General features: G+C 73.3%; 13 protein-coding genes. 5 read left to right on the top strand and 8 right to left on the bottom strand.

Going from position 1 to position 15786, the window contains the following annotated elements; genetic code table 11:
* From xth to OG2516_RS20560, 6 genes are all read right to left on the bottom strand, one after another.
* Positions 1 to 766, bottom strand: a 766-nt coding sequence (xth, locus tag OG2516_RS14365) for an exodeoxyribonuclease III (RefSeq protein WP_007256432.1), incomplete at its 3' end; no start/stop codon positions are given.
* Positions 763 to 1380 carry an alpha/beta hydrolase family protein gene (locus OG2516_RS14360; protein WP_007256431.1) on the bottom strand — a complete coding sequence of 206 codons (618 nt, stop codon included), beginning with the start codon at positions 1378 to 1380 and terminating at the stop codon, positions 763 to 765. The genes xth and OG2516_RS14360, both read right to left, overlap by 4 nt.
* Positions 1377 to 2450 (bottom strand): tetratricopeptide repeat protein, encoded by a 1074-nt coding sequence (locus OG2516_RS14355; RefSeq protein WP_007256430.1) that lies wholly within the window; start codon positions 2448 to 2450, stop codon positions 1377 to 1379. The genes OG2516_RS14360 and OG2516_RS14355 overlap by 4 nt, the downstream gene beginning before the upstream one ends.
* Positions 2447 to 3352: a non-homologous end joining protein Ku gene (gene ku / locus OG2516_RS14350; RefSeq protein ID WP_007256429.1), complete on the bottom strand. Its 906-nt coding sequence runs from the start codon at positions 3350 to 3352 to the stop codon at positions 2447 to 2449. The genes OG2516_RS14355 and ku overlap by 4 nt, the downstream gene beginning before the upstream one ends.
* Before the next feature lie 16 nt (positions 3353 to 3368).
* Complete coding sequence (ligD, locus tag OG2516_RS20565) at positions 3369 to 4703, bottom strand: DNA ligase D (protein WP_007256428.1); 1335 nt, start codon at positions 4701 to 4703, stop codon at positions 3369 to 3371.
* The gene (locus OG2516_RS20560; protein WP_007256427.1) at positions 4685 to 5824 is read right to left on the bottom strand and encodes a DNA polymerase ligase N-terminal domain-containing protein; all 1140 of its coding nucleotides are present in this window, start codon (positions 5822 to 5824) and stop codon (positions 4685 to 4687) included. Before OG2516_RS20560 ends, ligD begins: the two co-directional genes overlap by 19 nt.
* A gap of 166 nt (positions 5825 to 5990) precedes the next feature.
* Between OG2516_RS20560 and OG2516_RS14340 the strand changes: the two genes are divergently transcribed.
* Entirely contained in the window at positions 5991 to 6752 is a 762-nt protein-coding gene (locus OG2516_RS14340; RefSeq protein ID WP_007256426.1) for an HpcH/HpaI aldolase family protein, read from the top strand.
* 92 nt (positions 6753 to 6844) lie between these two features.
* Here the strand turns inward: OG2516_RS14340 and OG2516_RS14335 are convergent, their stop codons facing one another.
* Entirely contained in the window at positions 6845 to 7453 is a 609-nt protein-coding gene (locus OG2516_RS14335) for a helix-turn-helix domain-containing protein (RefSeq protein ID WP_007256425.1), read from the bottom strand.
* 182 nt (positions 7454 to 7635) lie between these two features.
* On the opposite strand from OG2516_RS14335, the gene OG2516_RS14330 reads away from it, so the two are divergent.
* Genes OG2516_RS14330 through OG2516_RS14310 form a run of 4 tightly spaced genes read left to right on the top strand, consistent with a single transcriptional unit; the run spans position 7636 to position 13391 of the window.
* A complete protein-coding gene (locus OG2516_RS14330; RefSeq protein ID WP_007256424.1) occupies positions 7636 to 8280 on the top strand; it encodes a paraquat-inducible protein A in 645 nt (214 codons plus the stop codon).
* Positions 8277 to 8936, top strand: coding sequence for a paraquat-inducible protein A (locus OG2516_RS14325; protein WP_007256423.1), 660 nt, complete (start codon positions 8277 to 8279; stop codon positions 8934 to 8936). Before OG2516_RS14330 ends, OG2516_RS14325 begins: the two co-directional genes overlap by 4 nt.
* Positions 8933 to 12820, top strand: a complete 3888-nt coding sequence (locus tag OG2516_RS19095; protein ID WP_007256422.1) for a PqiB family protein — start codon at positions 8933 to 8935, stop codon at positions 12818 to 12820. The genes OG2516_RS14325 and OG2516_RS19095 overlap by 4 nt, the downstream gene beginning before the upstream one ends.
* A gap of 1 nt (position 12821) precedes the next feature.
* A complete protein-coding gene (locus tag OG2516_RS14310) occupies positions 12822 to 13391 on the top strand; it encodes a PqiC family protein (protein WP_007256421.1) in 570 nt (189 codons plus the stop codon).
* A 67-nt stretch (positions 13392 to 13458) separates the two neighbouring features.
* Here OG2516_RS14310 and OG2516_RS14305 read toward each other — a convergent pair whose 3' ends face one another.
* Positions 13459 to 15714, bottom strand: a complete 2256-nt coding sequence (locus OG2516_RS14305; RefSeq protein ID WP_007256420.1) for a primosomal protein N' — start codon at positions 15712 to 15714, stop codon at positions 13459 to 13461.
* Between the last annotated feature and the right edge of the window lie 72 nt (positions 15715 to 15786).

Raw genomic sequence — 15786 nt, 5'->3', positions numbered from 1 at the left:
CCAGCTCCACCCAAACCGGCGCATGATCGCTCGCCTCCTCGCGCGCCCGCGCCTCGCGGTCGATGCCGATCGCCACGAGCCGCTCCGCCGCCGGGGGCGACAGCAACAGGTGATCGAGCCGCAGCCCGCCGTCGCGCTCGAAGCGGCGGCGGCGGTAGTCCCAGAAGGTGTAGGCCGTCCCCTCCGGCCGCAGCGCGCGCACCGCGTCGGTCCAGCCGGCGTCGAGCAGCGAGCGGTAGCGCGCGCGCATCTCGGGCTGGACCAGCGAGCTGCCGTCGTAGCTCGTCGTGTCGTAGATGTCGCGCGGCTCGGGGACGATGTTGTAGTCGCCCGCGAGCACCGCCGGCACGCCCGCCGCCAGCAGATCGGCGGCATGGGCGACGAGCCGGTCGGTCCAGGCGCGCTTGTAGTCGTACTTCGGTCCCGGGCAGGGATTGCCGTTGGGCGCGTAGAGGCAGCCGATCAGCACCCCCTCCACCGCCGCCTCGAGGTAGCGCGCCTGGCGCGGGTCCGGGTCGTCGGGGAGGCTGTCGCGCACCAGCACCGGCGCGCCGCCGCGTGACAGGATGGCGACCCCGTTCCACGCGCGCTGCCCGCGCCAGACGCCCTGGTAGCCGGCCTCGGCCAGCGCCGCCCTCGGCAGGTCGGCGTCGGCGGTCTTCAGCTCCTGCAGGCAGAGCACGTCGGGGGCGGCCCCGGCGAGCCAGTCGAGCAGGTTGCCCAGGCGCTTGCGGACGTTGTTGATGTTGTAGGTCGCGACCTTCACGGCAGCCCGTCGAGCCACGCCGCGATGCGCGCCGCGGCGGCGGCCTGGTGGTCGGCGAGGCTCTTGCCGGTGACGCGCTTGCGCGGCTTGAGCTCGTGGTCGCCGTCCTCGAGCCAGAACAGCTCGACGCGCTCCGAGAGCGCGTAGCCCGGCACCTCGTCGGCGGTGCCGAAGGCGTCGCGGGTGCCCTGGCAGATCAGCGCGGGCGCGCGCAGGCTCTCGAGATGGGCGGTGCGCAGCGCCTCGGGCTTGCCGGGCGGGTGGAACGGGTAGCCGAGGCACACGAGCCCGGCGGCGCGCCCGTCGGCGACCAACTCGTCGGCCACCATCGAGGCGACGCGCCCGCCCATCGACTTGCCGCCGACCACCAGCCGGTCAGCGCCGAGCGCGGCGACGGCGTCGAGGTACTCGCCGCGCAAGCTCTCGGCGCGCGGCGGGCGGCGGCGGCCCTCGCGGCGCGCGGCCATGTAGGCGAACTCGAAGCGCGCCACCCGCAGCCCCTCGGCGGCGAGCGCGTCGGCCATGTCGTTCATCCACGGCGCATCCATTGGCGCGCCGGCACCGTGGCCGAGCAGCAGCGTCGCGCGGGCGTCGGTGGGGCCGGTGAGGATCATGTGCCGGTCGCGCTCTGCTGCATCTCGATCAGGCGCAGGCCGTTGCGGGCGCGCTGCGCCCAGGGCCCCTCGGCGTCGTGCAGCAGGTAGCGCCGCCACCAGCGCTGCGCCGCGTCGAGCCGGCCGGCCTCGAACTCGAGCCGGGCGAGGTTGAACATCGCGTCGGCGTAGGACGGGTCGCTCTTGAGCGCCCGCTCCAGGTGCCGGCGGGCGCTGGCGACGTGGCCGCTCTCGGCGGCGAGGCCGGCGAGGTTGAACCAGGCCTCGACGAAGCCGCCGTCGCGCTTGAGCGCGCGGGCGTAATCGTGCGCGGCCTCGGCGCGGCGGCCCAGCTCGCGCAGGCAGTTGGCGCGGTTGAAGGCGGCGACGCTGTCGGTGGCGTCGAGCGACAGGCAGCGGCTGTAGAGGGCGGCGGCCTCCTCGAGCGCGCCCGCGGCCTCCGCGTCCTCGGCCTCGTCGAACAGCGCGTCGGCGTCCTCGGCCGGCTCGAGCCGAAGCTTGCCCTGCCCGCTCAGCTCGCCGACCCAGCCCTCGCGCCGCGCGATGATCGCGCGGGCCTCGACGTCGAGCGTCAGCGCCGCCAGCGCCCCGACGTCGCCGGCCTGGTGGACCGCGCGGGCGATGGCGTGCCAGGGCGCGCCGTCCTCGAGCAGGGCGGCGTACTTGCGGGCGAGGATCAGGTCGCGGAAGGTGAAGGGCGAGGTGTCGTTCTCGAAGGCGTCGAACAGGGCGAGCAGGTCGAAGTCGCGCGGCGCGAGGCCCGACATCTCGATCATCGCGGTGCGCGAATGGGGCCCCGGCTCGCCCGCGGCCATCAGGCCGAGGCCGCGCAGGAAGCCGTTCTCGCTCACCGCCCGCTGGCCGCGCGCCACGACGGCGGCGTGCACCTCCTCGAGCCGCGCGATGTCGCCGCGCAGCGCCTTGCGGCCGAACACGACGAGCGACGTCCCGCGGCTGGTGCCCCGGCGCAGCACCGCGCCCGCGCCCTCGGCGGCGCGCACGGCGATGCGGCGCGGGAACGCCGCCAGCGCGCCGTGGACGCCGATGGTCCTCCCGGAGAGCGCCGTCACTTCGTCGCTTTACGCCGCCCGCCGCCCGAGGCGGAGCGGGCGGGCGCCTTCTCCGTCTTGGCGGACTTGGCGCCCTTGGCCGCCGCGGGCTTCTTCGCCGCCGGCTTGCGCCGGCTCTTCGCGGGGGGTTTCTGGTCGGCGAGGCTCGCCTTCAGGGCGTCCATCAGGTTGACGACGTTGCCGCGCTCGGGCTCGGCGGCGATGATCGGCTTGTGGCCCTTGAGCTTCTCCTTGATCATCGCCAGCAGCGCCACCTCGTAGCGGTCCTCGTAATCCTTGGGATCGAAAGCGACGGTCTTCTGCGCGATGAGCTGTTCGGCCATCTGCAGCATGTCGGCGTCGGGCTCGACGTCGGGGATGTCGTCGAAGTAGGTCGACGCCGCGCGCACCTCGCTCGGATTGCGCAGGGTCTGGACGAACATGCCCTTGTCCTTGGCACCGATCGTCACCACCCGCTCGCGGCTCGACAGCACCAGCCGCGCCACCGCCACCTTGCCCGACCGGCCCAGCGCCTCGCGCAGGACGGCGAAGGTCTCCTCGGCCATCGCGCCGTCGGGCGCGAGGTAGTAGGGCGCGTCGAGGTAGATCGGCTCGACCTCGTCGGCATCGACGAAGGCCTCGATGTTCAGCGTGTGGTTCGACTCGATCTTCACCGCGGCGAGGTCCTCGTCCTCGATGATGACGTACTTCTTGCTCTCGTACTCGTAGCCGCGCACCAGGTCCTTGCGCTCGACGAGGCCGAGCTCCGGGTCGACGGGCTTGAGGTTGATGCGGTTGTGGGTGTCCTTGTGGAGCTGGTTGAAGCCGATCCGGCTGGCCGAGCTCGTCGCCGGGTAGAGCCGGACCGGACAGGTCACGAGGCTCAGTTTCAGGTAGCCCTTCCAGCTTGCTCTCGGTGCCATGCGCGGTCCCTCCCGGTCAGTTTGCGGGCACGTCCGGCAGGTCGCGGGCGTGCGCGTCGAGCTCCGCCCAGGGATCACCGGAAGCTGCCACGAGCCCCGGTACTGTAGAATAATTGAGATCCGCGCTTGCGTCGACGGATTCGAGGTCGGCCCAGTGAATCGGCGTCGAGACGGGCAGATTGGTGCGCGCGCGCAACGAATAGGGCGCCACGGCCGTCGCCGTGCGGGCGTTGCGGTGGTAGTCGAGGAAGATGCGGCCCGCGCGGGCGCGCTTGGCCATGGTGGTGACGAAAGTCCGGGGATTCGCCCGCGCCAGCCGTTCGGCGATGGCGCCGGTGATGGCGTGGACGCTCTTCCAGCGCCGCCGCGGCTCGATCGGCACGAGCACGTGCAGCCCCTTGCCGCCGGTGGTCTTGACGAACGGCACGAGGCCCAGCGCCGCGAGCTCGCCGCGGATGTGCAGCGCCGCCTCCACCACCTCGCGCCACGGCACGTCGTCGCCGGGGTCGAGGTCGAGCGTGATCCGGTCGGGCGTCTCGAGGCGCTCGCGCAGCGCACCCCAGCTGTGGAACTCGATGATCCCGAACTGCGGCAGCGCCAGGTAGCCGCGCACGTCCTCGATCGTGAGGTAGGTGCGGTTCTCCTCGTCGGCGCGCTCCAGCTCGAAGGTGCCGAGGCTGGGCGGCATCCCGGTGAAGGCGTGGCGCTGGAAGAAGCACTCCTCCACCTTGCCCGACGGGCAGCGCACCAGCGAGACCGGGCGGCCGAACAGGTGCGGCAGCATCACGTCGCCGACGCGCGCGTAGTAGAGCGCCACGTCGAGCTTCTTCGGCCCCGAGCGCCCGAACAGCCGCCGCTCGGGGTTGGTCAGCCAGATCGTCGCGAGGTCGGCGTCGGAGACCAGCCGGGGCCGCTCGGCGGCGGCCTCGGGCGGCGGCGCGCGGGCGAGCGTGACCTCGCGCAGGCCCTTGAACACCGCATGGCGCAGCGCCTCGGTGCGGTTGCGGGCGGTGAAGTGGACGTGCGCCGTCAGCAGCGGGCGCACCGGCACCACGTCGCGCGGCAGCCCCTCGGCCCCGCCGCCCTCGTCGCGCAGCGCCTCGAGGCGGGCGAGCAGCGTCTCGGCGGTGGCGCGGTCGAAGCCGGTGCCGACCTTGCCGACGTAGCGCAGCACGTCGCCGTCGGGCTCGGCCACGGCCAGCGCGGCGAGGCCGCCGGCGGCCTTCGAAGTGGTGTAGCCCGCGACGGCGAAATCACCGATCTGCACCGCCTTGGTCTTGGTCCAGTCCGGCCCGCGGCCGGGGCGGTAGGGCGCGGCGGCGCGCTTGGAGATCACCCCCTCGAGCCCCATCTCCGACACCCGCTCGTAGAAGGCCGCCGCGTTGCCCTCGACGTGGTCGCTGTAGAGCAGCGGCGGCCCCTGCCCCCCGCCAGCAGCCGCGCCAGCTGGGTCTTGCGGTCGGCGAGGCGGGCGGCGGTGAGGTCCCAGCCGTTGAGGTGGAGCAGGTCGAAGGCGAAGAACACGAGCCGCTCGCCCGGCCCCTCCGACAGCGCCTCCTGCAGGAGCGCGAACCGGCTGACCCCCTGCGCGTCGAGCACCGCGATCTCGCCGTCGAGCACCGCGCCCTTGCAGGGCAGCGCGGCGAAGGCGTCGGGGAGCGTACCGTAGCGGTGGGTCCAGTCGAGCCCGCCGCGGGTGATCAGCCGCACCCGGCCGGCCTCGAGGTGGGCGAGGGTGCGGTAGCCGTCGATCTTGATCTCGTGCAGCCAGTCCGGCCCCTCGGGCGGCGCGGCGGCGGGGCTCGCCAGCTGCGGCTTCGGCACCTGCGCTGCGCCGCGCACCGCGCCCCTCACCCGCCCGGGCCGAGGCGCTTTCGCGGGCGCGGGCGCGGGCGGCGGCGCGGGCGGCGGCGCGACGAGTTCCTCGATGCGCCGGCCGGTCTTCACGCTCTCGGGGCGGTCCTCGAGGATGTCGCCCTCGGTGGAGGCCGCGATGTCGTGCTCCTTGAAGAGCAGCCAGCCCTCCTTGTCGCGCGCGCCCTTCTTCTTGAGCCGCGCCAGCATCCAGCCCCCCGCGAGCTTCTCGCCCGACAGGCGGAACTTGAACGCGCCCTTCGCCAGGTCCGCCTCCGGCTCGCCCATCGGCACCCACGTGCCGGTGTCCCAGACGATCATCGGCCCGCCGCCGTACTCGCCCTCGGGGATCACCCCCTCGAAGTCGAGGTAGTCGACCGGGTGGTCCTCCGTCGCCACCGCGAAGCGCTTCTCGGCCGGATCGAGCGAGGGGCCCTTCGGCACGGCCCAGCTCTTCAGCACGCCACCGAGCTCGAGGCGCAGGTCGTAGTGATCGGCGGTGGCGTGGTGCTTGTGGACGACGAAGCGGTTGCCCCCGCCCTCCGCCACGCCCTGCGGCTCGGGCGTGCGGGCGAAGTCGCGCTTGGCGCGGTAGGACGTGAGGCTCGGCTTCGGCACGGCCGCGAGCCTAGCCCGCCCGTGCCCGCCTGTCTCGCGCGCCGCCTCCCGAGGCCCGCGCGACTGGCGCGGCGGCCACAGGGCGGCACGCATTGACCTTTCCGGACGCGGCGCGCGATGGTGCCGCCGCACAGAGCCCAGCCCCGGTACCGAGGACCAGATCACGATGGACATGCCGCGCAACGCCTTCAAGGCCGCCCTGAAGGAGGGCCGCCGCCAGATCGGCCTCTGGGTCGCCAGCAACAGCCCCGACAACGCCGAGATGCTGGCGACCTGCGGCTACGACTGGCTGCTGTTCGACCTCGAGCACACCACCTCGAGCACCGCCGACGCGGCCGCGCTCATGCGCGCCGTCGCCCCCTACCCCGGCAGCGCCATCGTGCGGCCGGCGTGGAACGACACGGTCGACATCAAGCGCCTGCTCGACGCCGGGGCGCAGACGCTGCTGGTCCCCTACGTGCAGAACGCCGAGGAGGCCCGCGCCGCGGTGCGCGCGGTGCGCTACCCGCCCGAGGGGGTGCGCGGCGTCGCCGGCTTCACCCGCGCCTCGCGCTTCGGCACCGTTCCCGACTATGCGGCGCGGGCGTCGGAGGAAATCTGCCTGCTGGTGCAGGTCGAGACGGCGACGGCGGTGGAGAACATCGAGGAGATCGCCGCGGTCGACGGGGTCGACGGCATCTTCGTCGGCCCCGCCGACCTCGCCGCCTCGCTCGGCCATCCCGGCGCGCCGAGCCACCCGGACATGCGCAAGGCCACCCTCGACGCCATCGCCCGCATCGTCGCCACCGGCACCCCGGCCGGCATCCTGACCCTCGACGAGGGCGTGCTCGAGGCCGCCGCCGAGGCGGGCGCGCTGTTCGTCGCCGTCGACGTCGACGCGGCGATCCTGCGCCGGGGCGCGGCGGCGCGGCGCGAGGCGTGGCGCTAGGCGGAAGACGTGCGAGGGGGGCGTTGCCCCCCGCTGCCGCCGGCAGCTCCCCCCAGGATACTTGCAGAACAGAGACTTGGAGCGCGCGCCGCTCAGGCGTCGTCGTCGAGGCGGTCGCCGAAGACGTCGATGGTGCAGACGTGCAGGATCAGGACGATCTCGGTGGTGTGGTTCCAGGTCGCGTGGGGGCGGCGGGAGGAGAAGTGGAGGGAGTCGCCCGGGTGCAGGATGATGCGCTCGCCGTCGAGCTCGATGGTGACGCAGCCCTCGAGCACGAAGAAGATTTCCTCGCCGTCGTGGCTCTGCAACTCCGAACGGTGGCCCGGGGGCTGGCGCATGATGACGCTCGACAGGGTCGCGCCCGGGAAGGTGGTGGAGATGCGCTCGTAGGCCATCGCCGCCGAGCTGCCGGGATGGGCGGAGTAGACGCGCCGCTCGCTCCGGCGCGAGGCCTCCATGGCGGGAACCGTTTCGGGCAGGATGTCCTGCAGCGAAACGCCGAGCACCTGGGCGATCTTGCGCAGCGACGACAGCGACGGGACCGCGATGTCGCGCTCGGCCTGGCTGATGAAGCCGGTCGACAGCCCCGCGCCCTCGGCCACGTCGCGCAGCGTCATGCCCTGGCTCTTGCGGTAGCGCCGCAGCGCCGCGCCGATCTTGGAGTCGGTCGACTGCTCGGGCCAGGCCTGTCGGTCGCTCAAGGGCAGCCTCCTCCACGCGTCATCTCCGGACCTGGAAGCCCCGGATCGAGGCACATTGAACCATTCTCTCCGCCCCTGCGCCACCCTCGGGAGAGGGCATAGAGACATTTGGCAACGGCGGCGACATCGGCTATCTGCGAAAAAGGCAGCGCGGGCAGTCCGTCCGCGCCCCGAGAGACACGATGACCCACCCCGCCGACCGCACCGACCTCGACGCGCTGATCGCCTGCCCCCGCTGCGACGCGCTCTACAAGGTCAGGGAGCCCGCGCACCGCGAGCGGGCCGTCTGCGCGCGCTGTCACCACGTGCTGATCGCGCCGCGCCGGGGGGCGGGGGCGCAGATCGTGGCGGTGGCGCTGACGGTGGTGGTGCTGGTCGTCGCGGCGACGATCTTCCCGTTCCTCGAGGTCAGCGTCGGCGGCGCGACCAACGCCAGCTCGATCCTCGACGCCGCCCTCGCCTTCAGCGGCTCGGGGCTGTTCCTGCTGCTGGCGCTCGCGGTGGCTGCGCTGATCGTGGTGATCCCGGTGACGCGCGCCCTGCTGGTGATCTACGTGATCGCGCCGCTGGTGTTCGACCGCCGCCCCCTGCCCCACGCCAGCTCCGCCTTCCGCCTCTCGGAGGCCCTGCGGCCGTGGTCGATGGCGGAGATCTTCGCGATCGGCTGCGCGGTGGCGCTGGTGAAGGTCGCCGACCTGGCGACGGTGTCGCTGGGACCGGCCTTCTGGATGTTCTCCGTCCTCGTCGTGCTCGTGGTGGCGCAGGATTCGTTCCTGTGCCGCTACTCGGTGTGGAAGGCGCTCGAGCGGGAGGCGCGGCCGACATGACCTCCGCCGCCGGCCAGAGCCCGCCGACCGCGCGCGACAGCGGTCTCGTCGGCTGCCGGCGCTGCACCCGCGTCTGGCCGATCGAGACGGAAGTCTGCGGCCGCTGCGGCCACGCGCTGCAGTCGCGCGATCCGCAGGCGCTCCAGAAGGTCTGGGCGTGGTGGCTGGTGGGCGTGGGCTGCTACGTGCCGGCCAACCTCTACCCGATGCTCGAGACCCGCACGCTGGTGGATTCGCAGGACGCCACCATCGTCGGCGGCGCCGTCGAGCTGGCGCTGCACGGCAATTGGGGCATCGCCATCGTCATCCTCGTCGCCTCGGTGCTGATCCCGGTGGGCAAGTTCCTCGTGATCGCGGCGCTGGCGCTCGGGGTGCGCTATCGCTCCGGCCTCAGCGAGCGGCTGCGCCACCAGCTGCACGAGATCGTGGAATACATCGGCCGCTGGTCGATGATCGACGTCTTCGTCGTCGCGATCCTGTCGTCCCTGGTGCAACTCGGAACCCTCGCCGCGATCCGGCCCGGTCAGGCAAGTCTTTACTTCGCGCTCTCGGTGATCTTCACCATGCTCTCGGCCCAGGCTTTCGACAGCCGGCTGATCTGGGACACCGATCCCGCCCCCAAGCCTGCCGCGCCGGCAGAAAGGTCTCCCGCGTGAGCGACACTCCCCCCGACGTGCCCGTGATGAAAGCCAGGAAGAGCCTGCTCGAGCGGGTGTCCGTGGTCTGGATCGTGCCGTTGCTGGCGCTGGTCATCGCGCTGGCCGTGGCGTGGCAGAGCTATGCCGAGCGCGGGCCGCTGGTCTACATCGTGTTCGACGACGCCGCCGGCATCAGCGCCGGCGAGACGGAACTGCGCTACCGCGACCTCGCGGTGGGCGTGGTGGAGCAGGTCGGCTTCACCGCCTCGCTCGAGCAGGTGCGGGTGGGCGTGCGGCTCGACGACGACGTGGCCGACTTCGTCGACGCCGACGCGGAATTCTGGGTGGTGCGCCCGGAGGTGACGGCGCAGGGCGTGACGGGCCTCGACACGGTGCTGTCGGGGGTGTTCATCGAGGGCATCTGGGACAGCGACCCCGGCGGCTTCGTCGAGGCGCACGAGGGGGCCGACATCGCGCCGCTCAACCGCTCGGGGCGGCCCGGGCTGATGATCCGGCTGCGCGCCGACGCCGACACCAACCTCGCCGACCGCGCGCCGATCGAGTTCCGCGGCATCGAGGTCGGCCGGCTCGGCACCGCCGTCGTCTCCGAGGACGGCTCCACCGTCGAGGCCGACGCGATCATCTACGCCCCGCACGACCGGCTCGTGACCACGGCGACGCGCTTCTGGGACACGTCGGGCTTCGCCTTCACCATCGACGCCGGCGGCGCGGAGCTGAACTTCTCCTCGCTGGCGTCGCTGTTCGCGGGCGGCATCTCGTTCGGAACGGTCGTCTCGGGCGGTCGGCCCGTCGAGCCGGGCGCGGTGTTCTCGGTCTACTACGACGAGGCCACCGCCCGCGCGAGCCTGTTCGGCGACGACGACGGCGGCACCCTCACCTTCACGGCGATCTTCGACCAGAACGTCGCCGGCCTGATCCCCAACGCCTCCATCGACTACGGCGGCATCCAGATCGGCCGGGTCGAGTCGATCAACGGCATCGTCAGCGAGGCGCGCTTCGGCGACAGCCGCGTCCGGCTCGCGGTGACGATGCAGGTGCGGCCCGCGCGGCTCGGGCTCGACGACGACACGAGCGTCGAGGAGGCGCTCGCCTTCTTCCAGTCGCGGGTGCGCGACAACGGCCTGCGCGCACGGCTGGTGCGCGGCTCGCTGCTGACGGGGGGGCTCAAGGTCGAACTCGCCACCATCGAAAATGCCGAGCCCGCCGAGATCGACCTCGACGCCGAGCCGAACCCGATCTTCCCGACCGTTCCGAGCGAGATCGCCGACATGACCGCCTCCGCCGAAGGCGTGCTCGAGCGGATCTCGGCGCTGCCCATCGAGGAGGTGCTGCAGAGCGCCATCGACACGATGGACTCGATCACCGCGCTCGCCGCCAGCGAGGACATGCGGCAGGTGCCGGCCGAGGTGCGCGCGCTGCTGGGAGACGCGCGCGGCATCGTCGGCTCCGAGGAGATGCAGGCGCTGCCGGTGCGGGTGGAATCCGCCGTCGCCGAGCTCGACGCCCTGCTCGCGACGCTCAACGAGGAAGAGGCCGCGGTCCGCCTGCTCGCCGCCGTCGACAGCCTCGCCGCCGCCGCCGACGAGGTGACGGCCTCCGCCGAGGACGTCCCGGCGCTGGTCCAGAACCTCACCACGCTCACCGCCAACGCCGCCGAGGTGCCGCTGGCCGAGCTCGCGGCGCAGCTCGACGCGCTGCTGGCGAGCGCCGACGGGCTGATCTCCGGCGAGGCGGCGCAGGCGCTGCCGGCCAACCTCAACGCCGCGATCACCGATCTGCGCGGCACGCTCGACGAGGTCGACACCATCGTCGCGACGCTCAACGACCAGGACGCCGCCGGGCAGATGCTCGCCGCCGTCGAGGACGTCACCGCCGCCGCCGCCGCGCTGGCGGAGTCGGCCAACGACTTGCCCGCGCTGATCGCCGCCGTCACCGAAGTCGCCGAGAGTGCCTCCGAGGTGCCCCTGCCCGAGCTCGCGGCCAACCTCGACACGCTGCTCGTCAACGCCGACGCGCTGATCGGCGGCAAGGCGGCGCAGGCGCTGCCCGTCTCGCTGAACGCCGCCCTCGCGGAGCTGCGCGGCACCATCGCGGGGATCGACGCGATCGTCGCCACGCTCAACAGCGAGGACGCCGCCGCGCGCCTGCTCGCCGCCGTCGACGACGTCGCCGCCGCCGCCGGCAATCTCGCCGCCTCCACCGACGGCGTCCCAGCGCTGATCGACAGCCTCAACACCGTCGCCGCCAATGCCGGCGAGGTGCCGCTGGCCGACCTCGCCGCCCAGCTGCAGACCGTCCTCACCAGCGCCGACACCATCCTGTCGGGCGAGGCCGCGCAGGCGCTGCCCGCCTCGCTCAACAGCGCCATCGGCACGCTTGAAGGCACCATCGCCGAGGTCGACACCCTCGTCGCCACGCTCAACACCGAAGGCGCGGCCGCGCGCCTGCTCGCCGCCGTCGACGACGTCGCCGCCGCCGCCGGCAACCTCGCTGTCTCCACCGACGGCGTGCCGGCGCTGATCGACAGCCTCAACACCGTCGCCGCCAATGCCGGCGAGGTGCCGCTCGCCGAGCTCGCGGCCCAGCTGCAGACGGTCCTCACCAGCGCCGATGCCATCCTGTCGGGCGAGGCCGCGCAGGCGCTGCCCGCCTCGCTCAACAGCGCCATCGGCACGCTTGAAGGCACCATCGCCGAGGTCGACACCCTCGTCGCCACGCTCAACACCGAAGGCGCGGCCGCGCGCCTGCTCGCCGCCGTCGACGACGTCGCCGCCGCCGCCGGCAACCTCGCTGCCTCCACCGACGGCGTCCCGGCGCTGATCGACAGCCTCAACACCGTCGCCGCCAATGCCGGCGACGTGCCGCTGGGCGAGCTGTCGGCGCAGCTCCAGGCGCTGCTGACGAACGCCGACAGCCTCGTCTCCGGCGAGGCCGCACAGGCGCTGCCGGCGTCGCTCAACGGTGCGATCACCGACCTGCGCGGCACGATTGCCGAGGTCGACACCCTTGTCGCGACGCTCAACACCGAGGACGCCGCCGCGCGCCTGCTCGCCGCCGTCGACGACGTGGCCGCCGCCGCGGGCAACCTCGCCGCCTCGACCGATGGCGTGCCGGTGCTGATCGACAACCTGAACGCTGTCGCGCAGGAGGCCGGGGCGCTGCCGCTGACCGAGGTGGCCGACCAGCTCACCGCGCTGCTCGCGAGCGCCGACTTGCTGGTGTCGGGCGAGAGCACGCAGCAGCTCCCCGCGACGCTCGGCGCGGCGCTCGAGCAGCTGCGCACGACGCTGGCGGAGGTCGACACGCTCGTCACCGGCCTCAACGAGGACGACGCGAGCGCCCGCCTGCTCGCCGCCGTCGACGAGGTCGCCGCCGCGGCGGGCACGCTCTCCACCTCCGCCGCCGGGGTCCCGGCGCTGATCGACCGGCTCAACGCCATCGCCGCGACCGCCGAGGAGCTGCCGCTCGAGCAGGTCGCCGACCAGCTCTCGAGCCTGCTCGCGACCGTCGACGCGATGCTGGGCACCGAGGGCGCGCGGCGGCTGCCGGAATCGCTCGCCGCCGCGCTCGACCAGCTGCGGCTGGTGCTGGCCGAGCTGCAGAGCGGCGGCGTGGTGGAGAACGTCAACGCCACCCTGACCTCCGCCCGCTCGGCGGCCGAGAGCATCGGCAACGCCGCCGACAGCCTGCCCGCCCTGCTCGGCCGTACCGGCGCCCTGCTCGACCAGGCCGCCGTGACGCTCGGCGAGTACGGCACCGACGACGGCGTCGGCCGCAGCCTCGCCCAGACCCTGCGCGAGGTCGAACAGGCCGCCGCCGCCATTTCCTCGCTTGCGCGCGAGCTCGAGCGCAATCCCAACTCCCTCCTGTTCGGAAGATGACATGCTGCTGCGCACCGCGATACTCGCCCTGATCCTGCCCCTGCTGGCCGCCTGCGGCGGCGGCGAGGAGCGGCTGTTCACCACCCGCCCGCTGCCGGTGGAGAGCGGCGATCGGGTGGCGATCCGCTTCGCCTCGGTGGAGGTGCGCGACCTGTCGCTGCCCGAGTACGCCGACAGCGAGGCGATCTACATCCGCGATGCCGACGGCGCGCTCGTCGCCGCGCCCGACCTCGCCTGGGCCGACATCCCGACGCGGGCGATGACGCTGGAGATGGCGCGCTACCTGGCGCAGATCACCGGCGCGCGCGTCGCCTCGGAGCCCTGGCCCTTCAACGGGCGCGCCGATGCGCGGCTCGAGGTGCGGGTGGAGGAGATGGTCGCCGAGCTCGACGGGACGTTTCGCCTGACGGGCCAGTACTTCGTCGCGCCCGACGACATGGACGCCACCGGCACGGCGGAGCTGTTCGACGTGGTCGTCGCCATCCCCGCCCCCGGCACGGCCCCCGCGATCGCCGCCGCCCGCAGCGCCGCCGTCCGCACGCTCGCCCGCCAGATCGCGCAGGACATGTAGGCCGGGCTTCAGCCCGGCCCCCGTGACGGCTGGTCGAGCCCGCGATGCCGGGCCGAAGCCCGGCCTGCTAGTAGAAGCTCTGCGGGTCGATATCGATGGCCATGCGGGTCTCGCCGCGCAGGCGGACCTGCGCGGTCCATTCCGCCAGCGCGGCCTGGATCGGCGCGGACTTGTCGGCCTTGACCAGCAGCCGGACCCGGTGCCGGCCCCGGATGCGGGCGATGGGGGCCGGGGCCGGACCGAAGACCTGGGCGCCGATCCGGCGCAGGGGGGCGTCGTGGCGGGCGAGGTGGTTGCCGAGGTCGAACGCCTGCTGCACGTCCGGGCTCGATAGCACGATCCCCGCCATCCGCCCGTAGGGCGGCACCCCCGCCGCGCGGCGCTCGGCGGCCTCGGCGGCCCAGAAGGCCTCCTCGTCGCCGCCCAGAATCGCGCGGATCACCGGGTGCTCGGGCTGGAAGGTCTGGAGCAGCGCCTCGCCCGGCGCCTCCGCCCGGCCCGCCCGCCCCGCCACCTGCCGCATCAGCTGGAACGTCCGCTCGGCGGCGCGCAGATCGGAGCCCTGCAGCCCGAGGTCGGCGTCGATCACCCCGACCAGCGTCAGCTCGGGGAAGTTGTGCCCCTTCGCCACGAGCTGGGTGCCGATGACGATGTCGGCGCCGCCCGACGCGATCTCTTCGATCTTCGCCTTCAGCGCCCGTGCGCTGCCGTAGAGATCGGACGACAGGATCGCCAGCCGCGCGTCGGGGAACAGCCGCTCCGTCTCCTCGGCGAGCCGCTCGACGCCGGGGCCGACGGGCGCGAGCTTGCCCGCGGCCTCGCAGGAGGGGCAGGTCTCGGGCATCGGCCGGGTCTCGCCGCACTGGTGGCACATGAGCCGCTTGAGGAAGCGGTGTTCGACCATCCGTGCGTCGCACTGGGTACAGCCGATCTGATGGCCGCAGGCCCGGCAGATCGTCACCGGCGCATAGCCGCGCCGGTTGAGGAACAGGAGCGCCTGCTCGCCCCGCTCGAGCCGCCCATGGACCGCCCCCTGCAGCGCCGGCGAGATCCAGCTCGCGCCCGGCAGGTCCTCGACGCGCATGTCGATCGCCGCCATCGCAGGCATCACGGCGGGGCCGAAGCGCGAGGTCAGGTCGAGCCGGGCGTACTTGCCGGCCTCCACGTTGGCCCAGCTCTCGAGCGACGGCGTCGCCGAGGCCAGCACCACCTGCGCGTCGGCCATCGAGGCGCGCAGGACCGCCATGTCGCGGGCGTTGTAGAGGACGCCGTCCTCCTGCTTGTAGGAGGTGTCGTGTTCCTCGTCGACGACGACGAGGCCGAGATCGCGGAACGGCAGGAACAGCGCCGAGCGCGCCCCCACCACCATCTGCGCCTGCCCCTCGCCGATCATCTTCCACGCCCGCCGCCGCTCCGTCGTCGTCAACCCGGAATGCCATTCGGCGGGCCGCGCGCCGAAGCGGGCCTCGACGCGGGCGAGGAACTCGGCGGAGAGGGCGATCTCGGGCAGCAGCACCAGCGCCTGCCGCCCGGCGCGCAGGCACTCGGCGACGGCCTCGAGGTAGACCTCCGTCTTGCCCGAGCCGGTGACGCCGCGCAGCAGGGTGGTGCCGTAGCGGCCCGAGCGGACCCCGGCACGCAGCGCGGCGGCGCCGGCCTGCTGGTCGGGGGTCAGCGCCTTGCCGCCGTGATCGGGGTCGAGCGGCGGATAGGGGCCGTCGCGCGGCGCCTCCTCCTCGCGCACCGCCCCCTGCGCCACCAGCCCCTTGACCACGCCGGTGCCGACGCCGGCCATCTCCGCCAGCTCGCCCAGCGTGAACGACAGCCCCTCGTACTCCTCGAGCACCGCCAGCACCTTCTCGCGCGCCGCCGTCATCCGGTCGGGGAGCGCGTCGCCGAGCCGGTAGATGGTGCGCATCGCCGGGGTCTCGCCGAGCGCAGGGTTGCGCGTCGCGAGGCGCAGCATCGCGGGCAGCGGCGTCAGCGTGTAGTCGGCGGCGCGGGCGAGGAACTGGCGCATCGCGTCGCTCATGGGAGCCACGTCGAGCACCCGCGACACCGGGCGCACCCGGGCGCGGTCGAAATCCCCCTGCCCCGGCCCCCAGACCACGCCCACCACCTTGCGCGGGCCCAGCGGCACCTCGACGAACGCGCCGGCCCAGCAGCCGCCCTCCGGCGCCTTGTAATCCAGCGGCCGGCCGAGCGGCTGGGTCGTCAGGACGCCCACCAGATCGCCCTCGTTGAAATACGTGCTGTTCACGTCGCCACAATGTCCCTCGGGCCAGACCGTGCCCACATAAGCCAGCCCGCCGCCCGCCGCCATGCCGGGCGGGGCGAAATCAGCGTCCTGCGAGCCTTCCGGCCCGCCGGGAGATGGACTATGTGAAGGCGCAAC

Source organism: Oceanicola granulosus HTCC2516 (assembly GCF_000153305.1).
Lineage (GTDB): Bacteria > Pseudomonadota > Alphaproteobacteria > Rhodobacterales > Rhodobacteraceae > Oceanicola > Oceanicola granulosus.
This window is presented reverse-complemented; position numbering and strand designations above follow the sequence as displayed.